This window comes from Streptomyces sp. SBT349, from assembly GCF_001083795.1.
Taxonomy (GTDB): Bacteria; Actinomycetota; Actinomycetes; order Streptomycetales; family Streptomycetaceae; genus Streptomyces.
In genome coordinates, this window is record NZ_LAVK01000109.1 from 1 (window position 1) to 21329 (window position 21329).

At 72.5% G+C, this 21329-nt stretch carries 25 protein-coding genes; 16 read left to right on the plus strand and 9 right to left on the minus strand.

The window, feature by feature from the left end; translation table 11 throughout:
* The first annotated feature begins 52 nt into the window (after positions 1-52).
* Positions 53-421 carry a holo-ACP synthase gene (locus ADY01_RS15640; RefSeq protein ID WP_049572702.1) on the plus strand — a complete coding sequence of 123 codons (369 nt, stop codon included), beginning with the start codon at positions 53-55 and terminating at the stop codon, positions 419-421.
* Positions 422-438: 17 nt separating this feature from the next.
* On the opposite strand, the gene ADY01_RS15645 is transcribed toward ADY01_RS15640, so the two are convergent.
* Positions 439-1893 carry an NAD(P)H-hydrate dehydratase gene (locus ADY01_RS15645; RefSeq protein ID WP_049572704.1) on the minus strand — a complete coding sequence of 485 codons (1455 nt, stop codon included), beginning with the start codon at positions 1891-1893 and terminating at the stop codon, positions 439-441.
* Positions 1894-1944: 51 nt separating this feature from the next.
* On the opposite strand from ADY01_RS15645, the gene alr reads away from it, so the two are divergent.
* From alr to tsaE, 3 genes are read left to right on the plus strand one after another with little or no spacing between them, the layout of a single operon-like run.
* A complete protein-coding gene (gene alr / locus ADY01_RS15650) occupies positions 1945-3132 on the plus strand; it encodes an alanine racemase (protein ID WP_049572707.1) in 1188 nt (395 codons plus the stop codon).
* Positions 3129-4361, plus strand: a complete 1233-nt coding sequence (locus tag ADY01_RS15655; protein WP_049572710.1) for an alpha/beta fold hydrolase — start codon at positions 3129-3131, stop codon at positions 4359-4361. Before alr ends, ADY01_RS15655 begins: the two co-directional genes overlap by 4 nt.
* Positions 4345-4893, plus strand: a complete 549-nt coding sequence (gene tsaE, locus ADY01_RS15660) for a tRNA (adenosine(37)-N6)-threonylcarbamoyltransferase complex ATPase subunit type 1 TsaE (RefSeq protein WP_049572714.1) — start codon at positions 4345-4347, stop codon at positions 4891-4893. Before ADY01_RS15655 ends, tsaE begins: the two co-directional genes overlap by 17 nt.
* A 10-nt stretch (positions 4894-4903) precedes the next feature.
* Here tsaE and ADY01_RS15665 read toward each other — a convergent pair whose 3' ends face one another.
* Together ADY01_RS15665 and ADY01_RS15670 are read right to left on the minus strand one after the other, a co-directional pair.
* Complete coding sequence (locus ADY01_RS15665) at positions 4904-5290, minus strand: hypothetical protein (protein WP_053170875.1); 387 nt, start codon at positions 5288-5290, stop codon at positions 4904-4906.
* 223 nt (positions 5291-5513) lie between these two features.
* Positions 5514-6047: a GNAT family N-acetyltransferase gene (locus tag ADY01_RS15670; RefSeq protein ID WP_049572718.1), complete on the minus strand. Its 534-nt coding sequence runs from the start codon at positions 6045-6047 to the stop codon at positions 5514-5516.
* 111 nt (positions 6048-6158) lie between these two features.
* On the opposite strand from ADY01_RS15670, the gene ADY01_RS15675 reads away from it, so the two are divergent.
* Positions 6159-6926: a tetratricopeptide repeat protein gene (locus ADY01_RS15675; RefSeq protein ID WP_049572720.1), complete on the plus strand. Its 768-nt coding sequence runs from the start codon at positions 6159-6161 to the stop codon at positions 6924-6926.
* Positions 6927-6934: 8 nt separating this feature from the next.
* Positions 6935-7282 (plus strand): hypothetical protein, encoded by a 348-nt coding sequence (locus ADY01_RS36045; protein ID WP_053170877.1) that lies wholly within the window; start codon positions 6935-6937, stop codon positions 7280-7282.
* Positions 7283-7287: 5 nt separating this feature from the next.
* Here the strand turns inward: ADY01_RS36045 and ADY01_RS15685 are convergent, their stop codons facing one another.
* The 3 genes from ADY01_RS15685 to ADY01_RS15695 all read right to left on the minus strand — a co-directional run bounded on the left by ADY01_RS15685 (position 7288) and on the right by ADY01_RS15695 (position 8643).
* Entirely contained in the window at positions 7288-7476 is a 189-nt protein-coding gene (locus ADY01_RS15685; protein WP_049572722.1) for a DUF397 domain-containing protein, read from the minus strand.
* Positions 7477-7559: 83 nt separating this feature from the next.
* Positions 7560-7769 (minus strand): DUF397 domain-containing protein, encoded by a 210-nt coding sequence (locus ADY01_RS15690; protein WP_049572724.1) that lies wholly within the window; start codon positions 7767-7769, stop codon positions 7560-7562.
* Positions 7756-8643 carry a helix-turn-helix domain-containing protein gene (locus ADY01_RS15695; RefSeq protein ID WP_049572725.1) on the minus strand — a complete coding sequence of 296 codons (888 nt, stop codon included), beginning with the start codon at positions 8641-8643 and terminating at the stop codon, positions 7756-7758. The genes ADY01_RS15690 and ADY01_RS15695 overlap by 14 nt, the downstream gene beginning before the upstream one ends.
* A 262-nt stretch (positions 8644-8905) precedes the next feature.
* Between ADY01_RS15695 and ADY01_RS39135 the strand changes: the two genes are divergently transcribed.
* The 6 genes from ADY01_RS39135 (at position 8906) to ADY01_RS15720 (ending at position 12304) form a co-directional block, all read left to right on the plus strand.
* Positions 8906-9049, plus strand: coding sequence for a hypothetical protein (locus tag ADY01_RS39135; RefSeq protein ID WP_159001231.1), 144 nt, complete (start codon positions 8906-8908; stop codon positions 9047-9049).
* The gene (locus ADY01_RS15700; RefSeq protein WP_049572728.1) at positions 9049-9234 is read left to right on the plus strand and encodes a hypothetical protein; all 186 of its coding nucleotides are present in this window, start codon (positions 9049-9051) and stop codon (positions 9232-9234) included. Before ADY01_RS39135 ends, ADY01_RS15700 begins: the two co-directional genes overlap by 1 nt.
* Positions 9231-9461 carry a hypothetical protein gene (locus tag ADY01_RS15705; RefSeq protein WP_049572731.1) on the plus strand — a complete coding sequence of 77 codons (231 nt, stop codon included), beginning with the start codon at positions 9231-9233 and terminating at the stop codon, positions 9459-9461. Before ADY01_RS15700 ends, ADY01_RS15705 begins: the two co-directional genes overlap by 4 nt.
* Complete coding sequence (locus tag ADY01_RS15710) at positions 9458-10342, plus strand: hypothetical protein (RefSeq protein ID WP_049572734.1); 885 nt, start codon at positions 9458-9460, stop codon at positions 10340-10342. The genes ADY01_RS15705 and ADY01_RS15710 overlap by 4 nt, the downstream gene beginning before the upstream one ends.
* Positions 10343-10511: 169 nt before the next feature.
* Entirely contained in the window at positions 10512-11462 is a 951-nt protein-coding gene (locus tag ADY01_RS15715) for a radical SAM protein (protein ID WP_078900332.1), read from the plus strand.
* 5 nt (positions 11463-11467) lie between these two features.
* The gene (locus ADY01_RS15720) at positions 11468-12304 is read left to right on the plus strand and encodes a hypothetical protein (RefSeq protein ID WP_063784247.1); all 837 of its coding nucleotides are present in this window, start codon (positions 11468-11470) and stop codon (positions 12302-12304) included.
* Between the two features lie 121 nt (positions 12305-12425).
* On the opposite strand, the gene ADY01_RS15725 is transcribed toward ADY01_RS15720, so the two are convergent.
* Entirely contained in the window at positions 12426-13349 is a 924-nt protein-coding gene (locus tag ADY01_RS15725) for an NmrA family NAD(P)-binding protein (RefSeq protein ID WP_049572741.1), read from the minus strand.
* Positions 13350-13453: 104 nt separating this feature from the next.
* Here ADY01_RS15725 and ADY01_RS15730 point away from each other — a divergent pair, with 104 nt between their 5' ends.
* Positions 13454-14017 carry a TetR/AcrR family transcriptional regulator gene (locus ADY01_RS15730; RefSeq protein ID WP_049572744.1) on the plus strand — a complete coding sequence of 188 codons (564 nt, stop codon included), beginning with the start codon at positions 13454-13456 and terminating at the stop codon, positions 14015-14017.
* Positions 14018-14544: 527 nt separating this feature from the next.
* Here ADY01_RS15730 and ADY01_RS15735 read toward each other — a convergent pair.
* Positions 14545-15210, minus strand: coding sequence for an NADPH-dependent F420 reductase (locus tag ADY01_RS15735; protein ID WP_049572746.1), 666 nt, complete (start codon positions 15208-15210; stop codon positions 14545-14547).
* Positions 15211-15354: 144 nt separating this feature from the next.
* Between ADY01_RS15735 and ADY01_RS15740 the strand changes: the two genes are divergently transcribed.
* Both ADY01_RS15740 and ADY01_RS15745 read left to right on the plus strand, forming a co-directional pair.
* The gene (locus ADY01_RS15740) at positions 15355-15936 is read left to right on the plus strand and encodes a TetR/AcrR family transcriptional regulator (RefSeq protein WP_049572750.1); all 582 of its coding nucleotides are present in this window, start codon (positions 15355-15357) and stop codon (positions 15934-15936) included.
* 337 nt (positions 15937-16273) lie between these two features.
* Positions 16274-16810 carry a DUF4240 domain-containing protein gene (locus tag ADY01_RS15745; protein ID WP_049572753.1) on the plus strand — a complete coding sequence of 179 codons (537 nt, stop codon included), beginning with the start codon at positions 16274-16276 and terminating at the stop codon, positions 16808-16810.
* Between the two features lie 292 nt (positions 16811-17102).
* On the opposite strand, the gene ADY01_RS15750 is transcribed toward ADY01_RS15745, so the two are convergent.
* The gene (locus tag ADY01_RS15750; RefSeq protein WP_063784248.1) at positions 17103-18137 is read right to left on the minus strand and encodes an SGNH/GDSL hydrolase family protein; all 1035 of its coding nucleotides are present in this window, start codon (positions 18135-18137) and stop codon (positions 17103-17105) included.
* Between the two features lie 296 nt (positions 18138-18433).
* On the opposite strand from ADY01_RS15750, the gene ADY01_RS15755 reads away from it, so the two are divergent.
* Positions 18434-21329, plus strand: a 2896-nt coding sequence (locus ADY01_RS15755) for a DUF6531 domain-containing protein (protein WP_049572759.1), incomplete at its 3' end; no start/stop codon positions are given.

Sequence of the window (21329 nt, forward strand, 5' to 3'; positions counted from 1 at the left end):
GGGTGGGCGTGGGGTGCGAGATCACCGACGCCGCGGGGAGCGTGGTCGGCGCGTGATCGTGGGCATCGGGATCGATGTGGCGGAGATCGACCGGTTCGCGCGTGCGCTGGAACGCACGCCCGAGCTGGCGCGGCGGCTCTTCGTGGAGGCGGAGCTGTGGCTGCCCGGCGGGGAGCGCCGCGGTGTCGCGTCGCTCGCGGCCAGGTTCGCGGCCAAGGAGGCGGTGGCGAAGGCGCTGGGCGCGCCGGGCGGGCTGCGCTGGACGGACGCCGAGGTGGTCGCCGAAGGCTCGGGGCGCCCGCGGCTGCTCGTGCGCGGCACGGTGGCGGCCCGCGCCGCGGAACTGGGCGTGCGCGCCTGGCACCTCTCCCTCAGCCACGACGCGGGCGTGGCCTCCGCCATGGTGGTCGCGGAGGGGTAGCCGCCCGCGGACGGGGCTCAGGGCCGGGGGACGAACCGTTCCCACACCCGGGGCAGGGCCTCGGTGATCGTGGAGGCCATCGCGGGAACGGGCGCGAGGCGGCCCGCGAGGCCGTGGACGTAGGCGCCCGCCGCCGCCGCGTCGCGGGGGTGGAGGCCGGCGGCCAGGAGCGCGCCGATGAGGCCGGAGAGCACGTCGCCGCTTCCCGCGGTGGCGAGCCAGGGCGTGCCGGTCGGGTTGACCAGGACCGGGCCCGTTTCCTCGGCGATGAGCGTGGTGGAGCCCTTGAGCAGGGCGGTGGCGCCGTATACGGCCGCCAGCTCGCGGACGGACGCGAGGCGCGCGGACTCGACGTCGGCGCGCGCGCCGCCGAGCAGGCGGGCGGCCTCGCCCGCGTGCGGGGTCAGCACCGTGGGCGCCGTGCGGGCCCGCACCCGTTCGGCGTCGAGCAGCGCGAGCCCGTCCGCGTCGACCAGCACCGGGACGTCGGAGTCCAGCACCTGGCCGACCACCTCCTCGGCCCCGGGACCGGTGCCGAGCCCCGGGCCGACCACCCAGGACTGCACGCGCCCGGCCTCGTGCGGGGGGCCGCCGGAGACCAGCGTCTCCGGGTAGCGGCTGATGACCGCCGCGCCCGCGGGGCCGACGTACCGGACGGCGCCCGCGCCGCCGCGCAACGCGCCGCCCACCGCGAGGACGGCGGCGCCCGGGTAACGCTCGGAGCCCGCCACGATGCCGACGACGCCCCGCCGGTACTTGTCGGACTCCGTGGACGGGCGCGGCAGCAGGGTGGCCACGTCGGGGTCCTCCAGCGAGGCGACGTCCGGCTCGGGCGGCAGCTCGGGGCCGAGGCCGATGTCCACCAGGCGCACCTCGCCCGCGTGGTCGGCGGCCGGGTCGATCAGCAGCCCCGGCTTCAACGTGCCGAAGGTGACGGTCAGCGCGGCCTCGACGGCGGCGCCCCGCACCTCGCCGCTGTCAGCGTCCACGCCGCTGGGCAGGTCCACGGCGACCACCGGCACGGCGCCTTCGGCCGCGGCGCGCGCCAACTCCTCCGCGGCGGGGCGCAGGCCGCCGCGCCCGCCGATGCCGGTGATGCCGTCCACCACCAGCGCGGCGCGGGCGATCAGCGCGTGCGCCGCGTCCCTCGCGTCCGCCGTTACGGTCCTGCCGCCCCCGGCGCGCAGCGCGGCGAGCCCGCCGGGGTGCGCGCGGTCGGGCGACAGGAGCACGGCGGTGACGGCCGCGCCGCGGCGCGCGAGCCGGGCGCCCGCGTAGAGCGCGTCGCCGCCGTTGTCGCCGCTGCCGGCCAGCACCACCACGCGAGACCCGGCGACGGAGGGCCTCAGCAGCCCGGCACAGGCCGCGGCGAGGCCGGCGGCGGCCCTGGTCATCAGCGTGCCCTCGGGCAGGCGGCCCATCAGCGCCCGTTCGGCGGCCCGGACGGTCTCCACACGGTAAGCAGTCCTCATGGGTCCAGTCTGTCCCGTGGGCGGGCGGTCTTCCTGCGACACTGGAGGGCAATGAACGATCACGCCCCGGCAGAAAGCTGGCGTCTCCGCGCCGACATCGATCTCGACGCGCTGCGCGCCAATGTCCGCACGCTCCGCGAACGCGCTGCGGGCGCCGCTCAGTTGATGGCCGTCGTCAAGGCCGACGGGTACGGTCACGGACTCCTCGCCTCCGCCCGCGCCGCCCGCGAGGCGGGCGCCGCCTGGCTGGGCACCGCCACGCCGGACGAGGCGCTCGCGCTGCGCGCGGCCGGGGACACGGGCCCCCTGCTCTGCTGGCTGTGGACGCCGGGCGGGCCCTGGCGGCGCGCCGTCGAGGCGGGCGTGGACGTGTCGGTCAGCGGCCCCTGGGCCCTGAACGAGCTGACCTCCGCCGCCAGGGCCGCGGGCCGCACGGCCAGGGCACACCTGAAGGCCGACACCGGCCTCGGGCGCAACGGCTGCCAGCCCGCCGACTGGCCCGACCTGGTGGCGGCGGCGCGCGCCGCCGAGCGCGAGGGCACCGTCGAGGTCACCGGCATCTGGTCGCACTTCGCCTGCGCCGACGAGCCGGGCCATCCGTCGATCGCGCTCCAGCGGGCCGCGTTCGCCGAGGCGCTGGCGACCGCGGCGCGCGCCGGGCTCGACCCCGAGGTACGGCACTTCGCCAACTCGCCCGCGACCCTCACCCTGCCGGGCGCGCACTACGACCTCGTGCGCCCCGGCCTCGCCGTGTACGGCCTGTCGCCCTCGCCCGAGATCGGCACCCCCGCCGACTTCGGGCTGCGCCCGGTGATGACGCTGCGCGCCTGGCTGGCCTCGGTCAAACGGGTCCCCGGCGGCCACGGCGTGAGCTACGGCCACCGCTATGCGACGCCGGGGGAGACGACGCTCGCGCTCGTTCCGGCCGGGTACGCCGACGGCATCCCGCGCCACGCCTCAGGCAGCGGCCCCGTGCTGGTCGCGGGGAAGTGGCGGACGGTCGCGGGGCGGGTCGCGATGGACCAGTTCGTGGTGGACCTGGGCGGCGACTCGGCCGCGGCCGGCGACGAGGCGGTGCTGTTCGGCCCCGGCGACCGGGGCGAGCCCACGGCCGAGGACTGGGCCCGCGCGACGGGGACCATCGGCTACGAGATCGTCACCCGCATCGGCCACCGCGTTCCCCGGCACTACCACGGGGAGACCGGGAAGCCCACGGAGTCCGCGGAGTCCGCGTCATGAGCTGGGCACGGCGCGCGGGCATAGCCGGCGCGGCGCTCGGCGCGGTGGCCACGACCGTCGCCGTCGAACGGCTGACGGTCAACCGCTCCCTCCGCCGCCAGGCCCAGCTCGCGCTGGACGCGGCGGGCCCCTACGGCACGCTGCGCGGGACGCCGGGCACGGTGGCGGCGGAGGACGGGACCGAGCTGTACTACGAGATCGACGAGGTGGCGGAGCACCCCCGGCTGCCGGACGACGGCGCGGGCGGCGCGGGCGGCCCCATCGCGGCGCCGAGCGCGCCCACCCCCGCGGCCAGGGCGGCGCCGCGGGGCCGCCTCGCGCGGCTGCTGCGCCGCCGCGCGGACCGCGAGGAGCCGCCGCCCACCGTGGTGTTCTGCCACGGCTACTGCCTCAACCAGGACGTCTGGCACTTCCAGCGCGCCGCACTCCGGGGCGCCGTCCGCGCCGTCTACTGGGACCAGCGCAGCCACGGCCGTTCCGAGCAGGGCCGCGGGCGCACCGGCACGCGGATCGACGAGCCGGTGGACATCGACCTGCTGGGCCGGGACCTGAAGACCGTGCTCGACGCCACCGTGCCCGAGGGGCCCGTGGTGCTGGTGGGGCACTCGATGGGCGGCATGACGATCATGGCGCTGGCCGACCGGTTCCCCGACTACGTCGCGCGCCGGGTGGCGGGCGTCGCGTTCGTCGCCACCTCGGCGGGGAACCTCGCCGACGTCAGCTACGGCTTCCCCCCGGCCGCCGTGCGCGCGGCGCGGCGGGTGCTGCCGGGCGTGCTGCGGGTGCTCGGCTCGCAGCCCGAACTGGTCGACCGCGGCAGGCGCGCGGCCGGTGCCCTGTACTCGGGGCTGGTGCGCCGTTACTCCTTCGGCACGCCCGAGGAGGTGGACCCCGGCGTGGCGCGCTTCGCCGAGCGCCTGATCGAGTCGGTGCCGATGGACGTGGTGGCGGAGTTCTACCCGGCGTTCGGCTGGCACGACAAGGAGCAGGCCCTCGCCGTGCTCAACGGGCTCGCCGAGGACCTGCCCGTCCTGGTTCTCGGCGGCGAACGGGACGAGGTGACCCCCGCCTCCCACAGCGAGCGCATCGCCGCCATGCTCCCCCGGGCCGAGCTCCAGATCCTGCCCGGCGCGGGACACCTGGTGCTCCTGGAGCGCCCCAAGGCGGTCAACGACCACCTGGCGCGGCTGCTGGCGCGTAGCATCCGTCCCCATGAGCCAGCTGTCTGAGACGCCGGTGTCCGCCGCGTCGTTCACCGTTCCCGGGGCGGAGCCGATGCGCGAGGTGGGCCGCCGGCTCGCCGCGCGCCTGCGGCCGGGGGACCTGGTGCTGCTGACCGGGCCGCTCGGGGCGGGGAAGACCACCCTGACCCGGGGGATCGGCGAGGGGCTCGGGGTGCGCGGCGCGGTGACCTCGCCGACGTTCGTCATCGCCCGGGTCCACCCGCCGCTGGGCGACGGGCCGCCGCTGGTGCACGTCGACGCCTACCGGCTGGGCGGAGGGCTCGACGAGATGGAGGACCTCGACCTGGACGTGGCGCTGCCGGAGTCGGTGGTGGTCGTGGAGTGGGGCGAGGGCCGGGTCGAGGAGCTGTCGGACGACCGGCTGCATGTGGTGATCGAACGCGCCGAGGGCGGCGCCGGGGCCGGCGAGGCCAACGGGGACAACGGGGACGCGGACGGCGATGGAACGCGCCGGGTGACGCTGACCGGCGTGGGCCCGCGGTGGCGGGGCGCCTCGCTGGACGGGCTCGCGCCCTGAACGAGGGCCGTCAGGCGACGACCACGACCGCGATGCCCGCCGTCGCGAACAGCCACATCGCGTCGCCGTCCTCGCGGGTCTGCCGGATCGCGCCCGTCGGCGACTCCGGATCCGGGGTCGAGCCGTCGAGCGCCGCCGAGAAGCCGTAGACCGAGCCGTCGTCGGCGGTGTGGAAGATCACCGTGTGCTCGATCGGCACCCCGTCGGAGCCGGTGCCCTGCGCGTTCCGCGAGGAGACCGTGTAGGCGCCGGCGGGCGGGCTGAGCGCGCTCGGGTACACCTGGTACGTCGTCTCGACCTCCTCGCCCGAGCCGCCGGGGTCCTCGTCCACCAGCCAGACCCGCTGCTGGCCGAGCGAGTAGACCACGCGCCTGCCCTCGCCCGACTCGGCGGGCACCGGCGGCGGCCCCCCCCCCCCCTCCCCCGGCCGGGCCGGGGGCGGCGAGCGCCGTCGCGCGGGGCGGCAGGAGCCCGGACGCCTCGCGGGCAACGCTCCGGTTCGATCCCGCGGACCAATGTGCCGCGGGGTCCGGCTCGCGCGCCAGTACCTCACGGGCCCGCCGCAACTGGTCGCGCCGGGCCTGGATCTCCTCCTCCGCGACGGGGCCGTCCTCGGCCCTTCACGCCCCGGGCCCGTCGCCCGGCGGCGCCTGGGGTGCGGGGAGCCTGGCCTGGAGGGCGGGGAAGGCGGGCGCGGCGAAGCCGAGGCCGGTGTAGAGCTCCTGCCCCCCGGTGGTGGCGTTGAGATTGACGAGGCCCACCGGCGTATCGGTCTCGAACCACCGCAGCAGGGCGTGGACGCAGGCCCGCGCGAGGCCGCGCCGCCGGAACCGGGGGTCGGTGCTCACGTTGGACACGTATCCGTACAGCCCGCTCGGATTGGTGGGCCCCGGCGCGTGGTGGTCGCAGGAGCCGACCGCGCCGCTGACGACGCCCGCGAGCGGATCGTCCACGACGAACGCGGCGAACTCGTCCTTGTCGCCGAGCCGTTCGGTGAACCACCGCAGGGCGCTGCCCCGCCACGGCGCGTCGTCCCGACCGACGGGCGTTCCCATGTCCTCCAGCATCAGCACCCGCAGCCCGACCAGGGCGGCGGCATCGTCCGGCCCCGCCCGCCGCAGGGCGAGGCCACTGCCGCTCATATCGACGTTCATGGGCGCATTCTTACGCGCGTCCCGAGGACACCGCCGAACATTTCGTACCCGGGCGGCCTCAGGCCACGCCCTCCTTCCCGCCCGGCCACATCGGCTCAGTAGGTTGGAGGCATGAGCGGCGATGAAGAGCTTGCGCAGGGGATCGGCCCCGCGGCGAAGATCGCACTGAAGCGGGCGGCGGCCGAGGACGACGCCGACGCCGCCTCGCTGTGGTGTGCGCGGCTGGCCCGGTTCGGGATGGTCGAGGAGGCCGAACGTCATTTCCGTCCGGCGGCCGAGGAAGGCGACCTCGCCTCGGCCAAGTGCCTGGTGTGGCTCGCCTGGGAGGAGGGCCGGATCCAGGACGCGTGGCCCTGGCTGGAGCGCGCCGCCGGGACCGGGGACCCGTGGGCGATGTACGAACTGGGCGCGTCCCTGCCGCGGCCGGAGGGACTCAAGGACGCGGAGCGGTGGTATCGCCGGGCCGCCGGGACGGGCCATGTCCTGGCGATGAACGACCTGGCCGCCCTCCTCAGCCGCGCCGGTCTCCGCGAGGAGGCGATGCAGTGGTACCGGCGCGCCGCCGACGCCGGCCTCGACATCGCGATGAACAACCTGGCCATCCAGCACGTCCTCCACGGCGAGATCGCGGACGCCGAGCGGTGGTTCGACCAGGCGGCGGGCGTCGGGAACGTCCAGGCGATGGCCAACCTGGGACGCCTGAAGCTGGAGGCGGGCGAGTCGGCGGAGGCCGAGTCCTGGCTCACCTCGGCGGCCGAGAAGGGGCATGAGGGCGCCATGGACATGTTGGCCGACCTGATGGCCGCGACGGGCCGCGGGGGCGAGGCCGAGATCTGGCGCGGGCGCATCACGGGGGCGGAGGGTTCCGACCGGCGATGATGATTCATGTGGATCGCGACAGCGTCGCGATGGGCGACGACGTCCTGCCGCACGCCGAGACGATCGAGATGCCGCCCGAGACCTCCCTCGCCGACGTCGTCGCGCACCTCCGGGAGCGGCACTACCTCGCCACGATCGCCGGTGGCAGGGCCACGTGGATCCTCGTGGCCGACCGCCCCCTGGCGGTCGTGGCGCAGCAGTGGAACGAGCCCCGCTTCCTCGTCGACGCGTCGCGGCCGATCAGCTCGTTCGGCGTGGAGGGTCGCGGAGTCTCGCTCATGTTCCGGTACTGGAAGCAGCACGACCCCGACGCCGTCTTGGAAGAACTCGCCGCCGGACGCAAGCCGTCCCGCTGAAGGCGTTAGGCCACGGTCCGGACGAACGCGGACCACTCCGCCGCCGACACCACGAGCACCGGGCCGCTGCCCTTCTGCTTCGTGTCCCGCATCGCCACGGTGCCGCTCAGGAGAGCGACCTCGACGCACTGCGCGTTGTCAGCCGAGCGCGAGGACTTGATCCATTTCGCGCCGCTTACATCAACCCTGTCCATGACTCCCTGCCCCTCAGCCAGTTCCTCTCAGGACGAACCGCGCCAGTACGCGCCCCCTGGGTGGGGGCGCGTTGCTGAAGGCGTTACGCCACGTCGAACGCGCCCGAGGCGGCGGTCCGGACGAACGCGGACCACTCCGCCGCCGACACCGCCAGCACCGGACCGGTGCCGTCCTGCTTCGTGTCCCGCATCGCGACCGTGCCACCCAGCAGGGCGACCTCAACGCACTGCGCGTTGCCCTCAGAGCGGGAGGACTTGATCCATTTCGCGCCGCTTATATCAACCCTGTCCATGACTCCCTGCCAGTTCCGTGAAGAGGCGCGACGACGCCTCCTCGCTCAGCGACTTGTTCCACGTATCGGAGAACGCCGTGTCGTACTGCTCGATCTCCCTGGGCTTGTCCAGATAGAGATCACCCGTGTATCCGTCAGCGTAGACCGTGGGCGGCTCCGTCTCCTTGCCGTCCCCGTTGACCGGAAACCGCAGAATGAAGAACGACCCGGACACCAGGCCCAGATGCACCCCGGCGGCGTAGGGCACCACCCGGATCGTCACGTTCGGCAGCTTCGATACCTCTGCCAGACGGGCCAGTTGCCCCGCCATGACTTCGTTGCCGCCGATGGGCCGCCTGAGCAGCGCCTCGTCCAGCGCAACGAGGAGTGTCGGCGGCTGGGTCACCCGGGTGATGAGCGTCTGTCGCGCGATTCGCAGTCGTACCCTGCGTTCGATCTCCTCCTGGTCCTGGTCCGGGAAGCCCGCCCGAATGATGGCGCGGGCGTAGTCCTCGGTCTGGAGCAGCCCAGGAACGTAGGCGCTCTGGTACACGGACAGCTGTGAGGCCGCGCCCTCCAGGCCGATGAAGACGTCGAAGCCCTCCGGGATGATGTCGCCGAAGCTGTGCCACCAGCCCCGCGCCTTGGTCTCCTTAGCGAGGCCCATCAGCGCCTCGGTCAAATCCGCCGGCGCGCCGTAGATCGTGCACATGGTCTGGACGTCATGGCTGCGCATCGACGTCAGACCCGACTCGATCCTCCACATTTTCGCTTCCGACCACTCCAGCTTGCTCGCCGCCGCCTTGAGCGTGAGCCGCGCGTCCGTGCGCAAGCCCCGTAGGTACCGCCCGAGTTGGCGCCTCGGAACGGTCGAACCGGTCATCGGTTCCGCCATGAACAACCCCTTCCCTCACTCGCCTTGAAGTAGTCCCTTCGCCCGGAATGAAAGCGGTCAATCTTGCATTTCGCAATGCTCGTCAACTCTTCGAAAGTATGACCACGAGCGAGCGATATGAAGGCTTGCGTTTTCTCCGGACGATGAGCATTCTAAGGGAGCGTCGATTGCGGACCGTGTCAAACCGACAACTCTACGTGGGAGTTGGCATGCCCCGCCATCGTGGAACCGCCGGACAACGACGAGCGGCAGGTGACGTCCCATGTGCGACAACAACGAGCCGCCGCCCCAGGTCACCGACGAGGGCGACGACGAAGGCCACAACGTGACGGAAGAACTGGGCGCGCGACTGGCCGAGTTGAACCGGCTGATCGACAAGCACTTCGAAGGGCTGGAGAAGCGGTGATGTTCAGCGGCCAGGAGATCGAGCCCGGGATACGGCGCGTGGACGTGGACGCCTCTTCGATACCGCGGGGCGACGCCCTCACCATCGGCGGACGCGCATGCATCGTGCTGGTTCTCGGAATCACGTTCGTCGGTGGGGAGTTCCTGTCCGCGATGGCGCTCGCGCCGGCGGTGGTGATCCGGTGAGCGGCGGGCGCGGCGTTCTGGTGTCCGTCGAGGTGGACGCCGGGACCGTCCGACTGGGTGACCAGCTCGTGATCGGCGGACAGGTCTTCACCGTCCGGGACATGATGGTTCTACCCCACGGTCGCAAACGCCTCGACTTCGGCAGCGGTGAGTCGTTCACCCTGCGCGGCACCACCGTGCTGTGGGCCGCCCGCCGTGTCGATCCCCGCAGACGGAGGCTTCCGTGACGTCCCCCACCGAGTTCAGGCGCCGCTTCGTCGAGCGCCTGGGCATCGGCCCGGCCTGGCGGGACGCGTTCCTCGACGTGCCCCGGGAGGACTACCTCGGCACGTTCACCGTCCGCCGGGGGACCTGGTTGCTCACCTACCGGCCGGGCGAGGAGGGGTACCTGCGCGGCGTCTACGAGGACACCGCCGTGGGCGACGAACTCCGCCCGTCGCATCTGGTCCTCCTGCTCGACGCGCTGCCCGCCGAGGGCCCGCTCCACCACGTGGGACCCGCCGAGGGGTACACGCGGGCCCTGGTCGCCGACCGGCTCGGCGCACGCGCCCCGTTCGACGGCCTGCTGGCCACCGAAGCCGTGGAACGGATTCCCGAGGCGTGGCGGCAGGAGGTGCGGCCCGGCGGGGTGATCGCGGCCCGGCTGGGCAACGCCCTGGTCGCGCTGACGGTCGGCGAGGACGGCGGGGCGGAGGGGCCGTTGCTCCCCGGCATGGTGCGGCTGCCGCCCCTCGGCGAGGTCCGGCTCCCCGACGCCGAGGGCCGGCGGTCCAGCGCCGTCCTGCCCGACCCGGCCGGGGACATGCCGCGCCTGCTGTGCCAACTGGCCCGGCCGAACGTGGAGATGGGCGTGCCAGACGGAACGTTGCGCCACTTCCGTGACCGGACCGACGGCTCGTGGGCGCGGCTGGTGCGCCGAGGCGGCGGCGCGGTGGACATCGACAGCGGCGGACCACGCGACCTGATCGGCGAGCTCACGCCGCTGCTGACCCACTGGGCGGAGAACGACCGCCCGGGGCCCGGGAGTTACGGCCTGACCATCCACCCGGACGGCCACCACACCCTCTGGTTCACCACCCCCGACGGCCCCCGCTGGCCGCTGACCTGAACGACATGTCGCGCTCGGAGCGGACGATGCCCGAGGCACCTTCGCAAGCCGCATATTCGATTGTGTGTCTCATCGAGATCCCCTGAAGCTGGCCGAGATCTCCATTCCTTCCCGCTGTTCTCTGATTCACGATGTAAACACGCGAATCCGACAATGGAAGGACACGCGAGTGACCGCAACCACGGAAGTAAAGCCGTTGCTCAACGCCAAAGGTCCTCGACTTCTGTGGCTGGACCTGACACGGAAGTGCCAGCTGAACTGCATCCACTGCTACAACGCTTCCGGGCCGCAGGGCACCCATGGCACCATGAGCCGGGAGAACTGGATCAGCGTCCTGGATCAGGCCAGCGATGCCGGAATTACTCATGTCCAGTTCATCGGTGGCGAACCCACGCTGCATCCCGACTTCCTCGAACTGCTCGAACACACCCTGACCGTCGGCATCCAGGCGGAGGTGTTCAGCAACTTGGTCCATGTCTCGGAGAGTTGCTGGGAACTGCTCCAGCGCCCCGGTGTTGCCCTCGCCACGTCGTACTACTCCGACCAGGCGGGTGAGCACGACGCCATGACGCGCCGACGCAGCCACGCCAGGACCCGGGCGAACATCGCCAGGGCCGTCCGTCTCGGCATCCCGATGCGCGCCGGCATCATCGCTGCCAGCGGCGCCCGGCACATCGAGGAGACCCGACGCGATCTCGGGTCCTTGGGGGTGACACGCGTCGGCGTCGACCGCGTTCGCGAGTTCGGGCGAGGTTCCGGCGGCGAAGCCCCCGACGCCGCCAACCTCTGCGGCCGATGCGGCGACGGACGGGCGTCCATCGGACCGGATGGCCGAGTCGCCCCGTGCGTCTTCTCCACCTGGATGGGAGTCGGCAATGTCCAACTGGCCCCGTTGCACCTGATCCTCACAGGCGTGGCCATGGCGGAAGCCAATGCGGTGATCCGTCGTGCGGCCGGTAAGGAGGATGACTGCCAACCCAGGTGTTACCCGAACCAAACCCCCTGTTATCCTGCCCAAACGCCCTGTACTCCGAAGGGGGATTTCCCTACCCCGTGTCAACCGGACCTAGCGGAATGCTACCCAGGGTTTCCGAGTGACCCCTGCGGCCCCGGGAGGTGACTGTCATGCCGGAAGATCCCAAGCCCCTTCCGTTCCTGTCACTCATCCACCCGTACACAGGCGACGTGACCGGGATTCGCCGTGCTGAATCCGGTCCTGGCACGGATTTCGCAGCCGTTGTCGAGTGCGAGAAGGGGGCGTTCTTCGTCAAGGCCATGCGCAATCACGGATGGCGAAGCGCCTCCATCAACCGCGAGAGATTGATCATCCCGTATGTGGAGCCCATCTCTCCGGCCCTGTGCTGGGGGGCGGCGGACGAGGGGTGGGCCGTCCTGGGCCTTGAGGTCGCGGAAGGCCGACGACCGGACTTCGAGCCGGGCTCGCCTGATCTGCCGACCATGGTGGAACTGGTCGACAGGATCGGGAAGGTGGACCTCCCGGATGTCGCCCGGAGTTGGACGGAGACCCGCTGGGACAGGTTCCTCACCCGCGAGTCGGAGATCGGACTCCTCCGTGGGGACGCGCTCCTGCACGCGGACATCAACCCCTACAACCTCATCGTCGGGGATGAGCGATCCTGGGCTGTGGACTGGGCCTGGCCCACTCGCGGCGCGGCGTTCATCGACCCAGCCATGTTCGTTGTCCAGCTCATCTCCTCCGGACACACGCCGGAGGGCGCCGAAACCTGGGCGAGTGGCTGCACGGCGTGGAGAGAGGCGGATCCGGTGGCCGTTGACGCCTTCGCCGCGGCATACCTGCGTATGCGACGTGAGATGGCCGAGCGCCGTCCCGACACGGCGTCGCGCAAGGCCATGCTGCATGCCGCTGCCACCTGGGTCGCCCACCGCGGAGGAGACGCGTGTCCGCCGCCGGCGGCCCAGGTCCCGGGCTCTGGGCGCTGAGCCGGCCCCAAGTGGGGGCGGTGACCGATAAGCGGCCAACGGAGCGCCGGTTCGGCGAGTACAGCATGCACGTGACGATGTGCGCGACGTCCTGGCGCCAGGGGCAGTCACACCTCCCTGTTCAGGCGGCGGTCCGCAGGTGTTCGTGCGCCCACTCCTCGAAGCTGGTCAGGTCGATGCCCAGCGCGCGAGCGAACCGTGGCCGGGCCGGCTGGCCGACCACCTCCATGAACTCGTGCGTGGCACCCATGTCTCCCATGCCGGCGGCGCGGGCCTGTTCCTCGGTCATGTCCGGGGCCGTCAGCGGGACACCCAGGGCGCGGGAGAGGATTTCGGCGATCTCGGTCATGGTCAGGTAATCGCTGCTGAGCTCCAGTTCCACTCGGTGGTACTCGGCGGGGGCGGACAGGGCGGCTGCCGCGGCTCGGCCCACGTCCTTGGCCGCTACGAGCGACAGGTGCGTGCCCGGTTTGACGACGGTGACCAGACCCCCTTCGACGCCGCGGGGGAAGTAGAACCGCATGGACGGCTCGAAGTTCTCCATGAAGAACGACGGCTTGAGCAACGTCCAGTAGGGAAAGTCGAGTTCACGCAGCCGGTCCTGGATCGCCGCCTTCGTGCCGAACGGGGCTTCCATCACCGCCCACCGTCCTTCGGCCCAGCCCGGAGCCTCGACGTGCTGTCCCACGCCGCTGGTGGAGGACTGGACGAACTGCTCCACACCGGCGGCCCGCGCAGTCGTCATGAGGTTGTCCGCCTGGCTGACCTCGCCCGCGAAGTCGAACCCCTGCCCGGTGTATGCGGGCATCTGCACGGAGAAGACGGCCCGCACCCCGTCCATGGCCGCCTCAAGGGTCGCGGGTTCGGTGAGATCGCCCACGAGCAGGCCGGCGCCGAGTTCCTCGACGGCCCGTGCACGCGCCGTGCTCGGGTCGCGCACCAGGGCGCGCACCGGTATTCCCCGTGCGAGCAAAGCGCGGGCGGTGGCGCCGCCCTGGCGCCCGGTGGCACCGGCGACGAGGACCGGTGCTGCGGCAGTGGTCATGTGTACATCTCCTCAAGCGGTCACGCACCCCGAAACGGCGGGGCCCGCCGTTTCGCGTTCGCTACAATACGGCGGGGCCCGCCACTTATCAATATGGGGAGATCATGACCGGCCAGCGCTCGGACGCCCGCCGCAACCACACGCACATCCTCGCCGTGGCCGAGGCCGAGGTGGCGGCCCAGGGAGCCCAGGCATCCCTGGAGCGGATCGCCCGCATCGCGGGCGTCGGATCGGCCACCGTGCGGCGCCACTTCCCCACCCGCAAGGCCCTGCTCGAAGCCGTCTTCAAGCAGCGCATCCACGCTCTGTGCGATCGCGCTCATACGCTCCGCGGCGAGCCCGACAGCCGCTCCGCGCTGGTGGAATGGCTGCGCGAGCTGCTCGCCTACTCACTCGCCGCACGCGGTCTGGCAGACGTCCTCTCCTACCAGCCCCTCCAGGACGAGGCCACCCAGGACTCCTGTGCGGCGGACCTCGGTGCGGCCGGTGCCGTGCTGCTGCGCAAGGCCATTGACGACCGGGCTGTCCGGGCGGACATCACCATCGACGATCTGCTCGTACTGATCATCGGAATCGCCCTGGCCACCGAGAATTACACCGATCCGGCGACGCAGGCGGACCGCGCCTTCCGGCTCGCCGTGGCGGGCTTCGGCGCCAGCGGCGCCTGAGCACCGGAGATCCACCATCTCGACTGCGCTGGTCACGGGGCTGGTGTGAGTCGCTGATGGTGTGCCCGCGGGGGTCGGGGGCGGTTGTCGAAGCTCAAGATCGTCTGCCGTGCCGGTGGTCGCGGATTCACGGGTTCCCCGGCGTGAGCGAGGCGCCTGTCCGTACGACCCGGGCGGGAGGTGCATCAGCGGGTCTTCGTGAGCCGATCACGGCCCGAAGGGCCGAACGGGGAGGCGCGGGCAGAGAAGTTGAGCCAGCAGCTTCAAGAGGCGCGCGATGAGCTGGAGGAGCTAGCCCTCGCCGACCGGGGATGCCGGGGATGTCCTCCCCGTCGGGGGCGAGCACCTCGTCCGGGAGGTCCGGCTGCCCTCCGATCGCCGGGTAGGGCGTTTCGACGATTCGCCGTTCTCCGTCGGTGGCCCCGAAGACCTGGGGGCCGCCGTGTATGTCGGCCATGGTGTTCCTTGGGTTGTCGGGAGCAGAGGGGTGGGAGATCCGGCGGTTGACGTGAGTTCTCGCCGATGCTTCAACGGGTGGCCGCGGCGAGGGCGTTGCGCACCTTCTCGGCGTCACCGGGTTGGGCGACCTGGATCGTTTCGCCGGCGTAGAGGATGTGGGCCGGGGTGCCGGGCTGCCAGCGCCGGCCCTCGGCGAGCGGGCCGGCGTCCACCGTGTCGTAACCGATGGCGTCCAGGAACCGGGAGGCTTCCGCCTTGGCGCGGGAGTCATCACCGGCGATCGGCAGCGCGGTGCGGTCGGCTGCCCCGCTCGGGCGGGCGAGCGCGCGCAGCGTCTGGAAGAAGATGTTGTTGAATGCCTTGACGACGTGGGACGCGGGCAGGTGCTCCTGCACCATCTCGCTGGTGGTGGTCGAGGCGTTGTCGAGTTCGGCGATGTGGCCGTGGAGTCGGGGATCGTAGTTGATCGTGTCGATGACGATCTTGCCCTTCAGAGGCTCGACCGGGATCTCGGTGTAGGCCCGGACCGGCACGGAGATCACGACCAGATCGCCGGCCTCGGCTGCTTCGGCCGGGGTGGCCGCCCGAGCCCGTGGACCGAGCTCGGCGACCAGGTCGGCGAGGGTCTCCGGGCCGCGTGAGTTGCTGACGACGACGGAGTAGCCGCCCACGACGGCAAGCTGCGCGACAGTGCCGCCGATGCGCCCGCTTCCGATGATTCCGACAGTCCGCATGTTCGTCCTCGTCCTTCTGTTCGGGCTCGCTCGCGATCGGGCCCTGTCCGTCCGCTAGAGTGGAGGCACCCCTCCGCGGAGGGGTGCCTCCAAGCTAACGGAGGGGTGCCTCCGCAAGCAAGTGCTCCGTCGAGAGGAAGGCTCATGGCCACCGCCCCCGGCACATCCGAGACGCCCCGGGTCGCCGTCGCCCGGCCACAGCGCGCCAGCAGCCGGCGGAAATTCGACGCGCTCATCGCCGCGGCCCGTGACGTCTTCGCCGACGACGGCGTCAACGGTTCACTGGAGGAGATCGCCCGGCGCGCCGGGGTCGGCATCGGCACGCTCTACCGCAACTTCCCGACCCGTCAGGCACTGCTCGAGGCCGTGTACGTCGACGAAGTCGAAGCCCTCGCCCGAGTCGCCGACGAGCTGGGAGACCTGGACCCTTGGGAGACGCTGGCGACCTGGCTGCGCCAGTTCGTCGTGTACGCCACCACCAAGAGGGCCGTCGTCGAGGGCCTCAACCTCGACTCGCCCCTGTTCGGCGCGTGCATCGCACTGATCCACCGCGCCGGGGAGCCACTGCTCAAAGCCGCCCAGGACGCGGGGAAGGCCCGCAGCGACGTTGGCTTCGAGGATGTACGCCTCCTGATCAACGGCATCGCGAGCTCGAACTTCGCGGGCGACGCCCAGCGGGAACGAGTTCTCGGTATGGCGCTGGACGGCATCAAGACGCGGAGCTGACTGCCGCACCATCTCCGCCTCCAGCGTGCGCCGGCGTGCTGACCAACACCGAGATCGCCCGCTGACGGACGATCTTGCCCGCACACAGCCGCCCCCGACCAGCACGAGGAGGACCCGATCGGACCGTGATCGTTCTTGCGCCAACAGCTGTGTTGATGTTCCTACCGACGCCCATTGCATCGGATGCGAATAAGCGGCACCCGTCACCGAAGCCGGAGGAACCTTGAGCCGATATGTGGCCGGCGACCACACGCTGACAGGAGCGACGTGGCTGCTCCGGTGGGCCAAGCTCCCGGGACCGGCCCCATGTCAGAACCAGGTGGCATGCTCCGCCGCTATGAACAAACGACAGTTCTGGCAGCTCATCGAGGCAGCCCGCAATCAGGCGTCCAACCCGAACGACGGCGAAGATGTCGCCCGCCGGGCAACCTCGCAGCTGGCCACGCACCCGGCCGAGGAGATCGTCGCCGCTCAGCAGGTGCTGTGGAACCTGATGGCAGACTCCTACACGAACCCTCTGTGGGCCGCCGCCTACGTGATCAACGGTGGATGCTCCGACGACGGCTTCGACTACTTCCGTGGCTGGTTGATCTCGCAGGGACGCGAGGCATTCGAGCGCATAGTCGCTGACCCCGATGCCCTGGCAGAGCTGCCCATCGTGCGAGCGTCAGCGGCCGACGGACTCGATCTCGACTGCGAGGAGGCGCTAAGCATCGTCTGGAACGCGCACATCATGGCGATCGGCAAACAACTCCCTGACGATGCGCTCACCATCCGATACCCGGAGCTGGACCCCACCTGGAACTTCGATTTCGACGACCACAGCGAAATGACTCACCGACTGCCCCGCTTGGCAGCTCTCTATAGGGAGTGAACCGAAGCTCGCAGTCACAAGGCGAGGTCAAACAGCGGAGGGGGAGGCTCCCGAACATCACTGCCCGTCACATCATCGGGGCTTGAACACGTCTCCGCCGACGAATAGACGACACCTCAACATGTGGCCCTACCAGTCCCGAGGCCGGTTCCCCACGGAGTCGGCGCGGAACGACACCGGACGCATCGTCCACCATCCCGCGGGGCGGCGGGGTGCCCGCCCCGCCGCCTGGTGCGCTCGGGTCGTGCTCAGGTCGTGCTCAGGTCGTGCTCACATGGTCCTCACCTCGTCCTCAGGTGACGATCTCGCGGATCGCCGCCGCGACCTGGGCGCCCGTGGCGGCGTGGCCGGCCGCGTTGGGGTGGATCAGCGTCGCCCGTCGCTGCCCCTCGGGAGCGGCGAGGCAGACCTGGTCGAGGTCGATCCGGTCGTCCGTCTCGGGCGGACCGCAGACGCCCTCGATCCACTTGGTGCCCGCGTCCCGGCACGCGTCGTGGCCCTCGCTCGGGGTCGCCACATCGACAAATCGGCCGCCCGCATCGGCCGTCGCCTCGGCGACGATGGCGTTCAGCCGCTCGCTGACACCGCGCAGCCAGGCCAGGTCGCCATGGGTGATCGAACCGAGAGGACCGGCCGAGAACTCGGTGATGTCCGACCGCGAGCAGGTGGAGACGTCCTCGGGGATCAGGGTCGGGTAGCCCACCGTCACGATCTCCGCCCCGGGTGCCGCCGCGGAGACGGACGCCAGCATGGACCGGTACTCCGCCGCGACCCGCGCGTACTTGGCGTCGATGGTCTCCGGGTCGCCCTGCGGCGGTGCGTTCCGGTAGGCGTCGGCGCAGGGCGCCGCCGCGTCGGGCTGATCCCCGCCGATCAGCAGGCAGTTGAGGAGCATGCTCCCGAACGGCATGCTGTTGCCGCCGATTCCGATCGACACCACGTCCGTTCCGCGGTCCACCGCTTCGAGTTGGGGCGGCACGGCGGGCCAGCCGTCGGGCGGCGCGTTCCTGCCGATCGGCTGCTGCGACTCCTCCGCGATGTGGGCGATGGCCGCCCCGCCGCAGCTCACGTCGGCCGTCAACTCCACGGGCCGCGCGGCGGGATCGGCCGCGAGCTGCCGGGCCGCCACCCGCGGATAGGCGTCGTGGGTCCGTTCGCAGCCGTCCTCGGGCGCGAGCGCGGGCCCGGCGAAGATGCCCGCAGTGTACGAGTCGCCCAGGGCGACCCACTCCAGTTCCTCCTGCGCGACGGCGGTCGGCGACAGCGTGCCGAGCATCACCGCCAACGCGCCCAGCACACCGAGCCTGGCGCCCGTGCCACGTCTCATCCTGAACCCCTCACATCACGAAGCTTCCCCTGCACCAGGCACGGTAAGTGAGCGACGCATGACGATGGGTACGCGCGGCCCGTAAACCCTCCCAACAGGTGCACCGTCCGTGTCCCTCGTTGACCCGTCGGTGGACAAACGCCGGGCGGGCCGGGAGCCCACCCGCCGCCGCGAGGCGCCGGCGCCCGGCCCGGGGCCGCGAAACGTCCCTGACCTGTGACAATCCGGCGGTTGAACCACACCCGTCACGGAACTACGGTCGGTTGACACCTGAACGAACGACGACCGGGGGCCGCATGACCGACCGGGGTGTGACGCGGGCACGGGATGCGGTGGTGGCGCTCATCAGCCCGTGCGTCGGCGACGCCGAGCGTCCCTGGGACGCGGTCGAGGAGGAGCTGCGGCGGGCGAGCGCCGCGCCCGAGCCGCTGCCGGGGCTCGACCCCGCCACCGGCGAGGTGGTCCTGTCCTTCGAGGACGTCCGGCTCCCCGGCGTGCTGCCGCTGGTGATCCGGCGGCGCTACCGGACCGGCGCCACCTGCGGGCGGAGCTTCGGGGCCGCCTGGTGCTCGACGCTCGACCAGCGGCTGGTGCTCGGCGAGCGCGGCGTGCGGCTGGTCGCCGAGGACGGGCGGGTCCTCGCGTACCCCATCCCCTCGGCCGCCGGGCCCGTGCTGCCCGCGAGCGGCCCGCACTGGCCGCTGACCTGGGACGGAACGCCGGGCGGCGTGATGAGGGTGACGCGTCCCGGGACCGGGAGGACCTGGCACTACCGCCCGGTTCCCGGCGCCCCGGGGGCCGAGCTGCCGCTCGCCGCCGTCACCGACCGGAACGGCAACACCGTCCGCTTCGTCCGCGGCGAACCGGCGGGCCCGCCCGCCGAGATCGTGCACAGCGGCGGCTATCGCGTGGGCGTGACGGCCGAGGGGGGCCGCGTCACCGAGCTGCGGCTGCTCGACGAGGGGGACGCGCCCGTCCTGGCCCGCTACGCCTACGACGACCACGGGAACCTCACCGCCGCCGAGGACGGAGCGGGGCGGGCCGAGCGGTGGGAGTACGACGCGGACGGGCGCCTCGTGCGCCAGGAGGACCGCTCGGGCCTGACCTGGTACCGGTACACCTACGACGAGGCGGGCCGCGTCACCGCGGGCGAGGGCGTGGACGGGCTGCTGTCCGCCACGGTGGCCTACGACGCCACGGCGCGGACCGCGGCCGTGACCGGCCCGGCGCCCGCGGACGGCGCGACCACGACCTACGCCTTCGATGAACGGGCCCGGCTCATCGCCGTGACCGAAGCCCCCCGGGACGCGGTGACGCGCCGGGAGTGGGACGCGCACGGCCGCCTCCTGTCCCTCACCGACCCGCTGGGCCGCACCACGGGCTGGGGCTACGACGAGCGCGGCTCGCTGGTCTCCGTCACCTACGCGGACGGCACCTCGGTCGCCGCCGAGCGGGACGAGCACGGCCACCTCACCGCCTGGACCCGCGAGGACGGCGCGCGCTGGGAGGTGGCCCGCGACGACCGGGGCAACCCGCTGCGCGAGACCGACCCCCGGGGGGCCGCGACGGTCCGCACCCACGACGGGCGGGGCGCGCCGGCCTCCCTCACCGACGCGCTGGGCGCGCTGACGCGGGTCGAGGCGAACGCGGCGGGGCTGCCGGTCGCGGTCACGGGGCCGGACGGGCGGACCACACGCTATGAACGTGACACGCGCGGCCGGGTCATATCGGTCACCGGGCCCGGGGGCGACCGCGCCACGGTGGCGTGGGGCCCGGCGGGAGAGCCGAGCGAGGTCACGTTCGCCGACGGCAGGACCGAGCGGTGGGAGCACGACGCGGACGGGCGCCTGACCGGGTGGGTCAACGCGGCGGGCCACGCGGTCCGTTGCTCCCTCGGCCCGTTCGGGCTGCCGACCGGGACCGGCACCGGGGACGGCACCGGGCACGGCGCGACCCTCACCCACACCTACGACGCCGCGTTGCGGCCGACCGAGGTGAAGGACGACCGGGGCAACACCTGGACGTTCACCTACGACGCCGCGGGACGGCTCGTCGAGGAGACGGGTCCGGACGGGCGGTCGGTCCGTCACCGCTACGACGCGGCCGGGCAGCGGGCCGGGTGGACCAATGGCGCGGGGCAGCGCGTGTCGCAGACGCGCGACGGGCGAGGGCGCCTGGTCGAGCAGCGCTCGGACACGGAGATCGCGCGCTACCGCTACGACGCGGCGGGCCGCCTGGTGTCGGCGGCCAACGCCGAGACCGAGGTGACCCGGGAGCTCGACGCGCTGGGCGCCGTGCTCTCGGAGACGTGCGCCGGGCGCACGACCCGCTTCGCCTACGACGCGCTGGGGCGGCGCACGGAGCGGCGCACGCCCTCGGGGACGGTCACCACCTGGGAGTACGGGGCGGAGGGGTTCCTGACCGGGCTGGTCGCGGGGGACCGTTCCTTCGGGTTCGAGTACGACGAACGCGGCCGGGAGACGGCGCGGCACCTGGGGCGGCCCGGCGTGACCCTGCGGCTGGCGTGGGACGCGGCGGGGCGGCTCGGCGAGCAGGTCCTGCCGGGCGGGCGCCGCCGGGCGTTCCGGTACCGGGAGGACGGGTTCGTCACCCGGGTCGATGACTCGGCGGCGGGCGTCACCTCGTACACGCGGGACGCGGCCGGGCGGCCGGTCTCGGTCGACGGGCCGGGCGGGACCGAGGAGTTCGGCTATGACGCGGACGGCGGCCCGGCCGGGCGGGCGTCCGGGTACCGCTACGACGCGCAGGGCCGCGTGGTGGCCCTGGGCGGCGGTGACCGGAGCCTGGACTGGGACGGGCACGACCGGCTGACGGACGTGGTCACCCGCGACGGCCGCCACTGGCACCAGGTCTACGACGCGCTCGGCCGCAGGGTCGCGAAGCAACTCCTCGACGACTACGGCGCGGTGGTCGAGCAGACCGCGTACGTGTGGGACGGCGACCTGCTCGCCGAGGAGATCGCCCCGGACACCACGGCGACCACCTGGCACTGGACGCCGGACGGCACGCGCCCGGTGGCCCAGTCGCACGCGGCACCCGGCGGCGGGACGCGGTGCTTCGCCCTGGTGACCGACCCGGCGGGCACGCCGACGGAGCTGGTGAACGGCCACGGCGGCATCGCGTGGGAGCGGCGCGCGTCGGTGTGGGGGGAGCGCGAGGAGGGCCCGGGGG

Coding starts and splice junctions, on each gene's coding strand:
- ADY01_RS39135 (WP_159001231.1), top strand. CDS start 8,906: ATGTGCGACAACAACGAGCCGCCGCCCCAGGTCACCGACGAGGGCGAC.
- ADY01_RS15695 (WP_049572725.1), bottom strand. CDS start 8,643: ATGGCGGAACCGATGACCGGTTCGACCGTTCCGAGGCGCCAACTCGGG.
- ADY01_RS15750 (WP_063784248.1), bottom strand. CDS start 18,137: ATGAGACGTGGCACGGGCGCCAGGCTCGGTGTGCTGGGCGCGTTGGCG.
- ADY01_RS15725 (WP_049572741.1), bottom strand. CDS start 13,349: ATGACCACTGCCGCAGCACCGGTCCTCGTCGCCGGTGCCACCGGGCGC.
- ADY01_RS15735 (WP_049572746.1), bottom strand. CDS start 15,210: ATGCGGACTGTCGGAATCATCGGAAGCGGGCGCATCGGCGGCACTGTC.
- ADY01_RS15730 (WP_049572744.1), top strand. CDS start 13,454: ATGACCGGCCAGCGCTCGGACGCCCGCCGCAACCACACGCACATCCTC.
- ADY01_RS15675 (WP_049572720.1), top strand. CDS start 6,159: ATGAGCGGCGATGAAGAGCTTGCGCAGGGGATCGGCCCCGCGGCGAAG.
- ADY01_RS15690 (WP_049572724.1), bottom strand. CDS start 7,769: ATGGACAGGGTTGATATAAGCGGCGCGAAATGGATCAAGTCCTCCCGC.
- ADY01_RS15670 (WP_049572718.1), bottom strand. CDS start 6,047: ATGAACGTCGATATGAGCGGCAGTGGCCTCGCCCTGCGGCGGGCGGGG.
- ADY01_RS15655 (WP_049572710.1), top strand. CDS start 3,129: ATGAGCTGGGCACGGCGCGCGGGCATAGCCGGCGCGGCGCTCGGCGCG.
- ADY01_RS15645 (WP_049572704.1), bottom strand. CDS start 1,893: ATGAGGACTGCTTACCGTGTGGAGACCGTCCGGGCCGCCGAACGGGCG.
- alr (WP_049572707.1), top strand. CDS start 1,945: ATGAACGATCACGCCCCGGCAGAAAGCTGGCGTCTCCGCGCCGACATC.
- tsaE (WP_049572714.1), top strand. CDS start 4,345: ATGAGCCAGCTGTCTGAGACGCCGGTGTCCGCCGCGTCGTTCACCGTT.
- ADY01_RS15700 (WP_049572728.1), top strand. CDS start 9,049: ATGTTCAGCGGCCAGGAGATCGAGCCCGGGATACGGCGCGTGGACGTG.
- ADY01_RS15720 (WP_063784247.1), top strand. CDS start 11,468: ATGCCGGAAGATCCCAAGCCCCTTCCGTTCCTGTCACTCATCCACCCG.
- ADY01_RS15740 (WP_049572750.1), top strand. CDS start 15,355: ATGGCCACCGCCCCCGGCACATCCGAGACGCCCCGGGTCGCCGTCGCC.
- ADY01_RS15685 (WP_049572722.1), bottom strand. CDS start 7,476: ATGGACAGGGTTGATGTAAGCGGCGCGAAATGGATCAAGTCCTCGCGC.
- ADY01_RS15745 (WP_049572753.1), top strand. CDS start 16,274: ATGAACAAACGACAGTTCTGGCAGCTCATCGAGGCAGCCCGCAATCAG.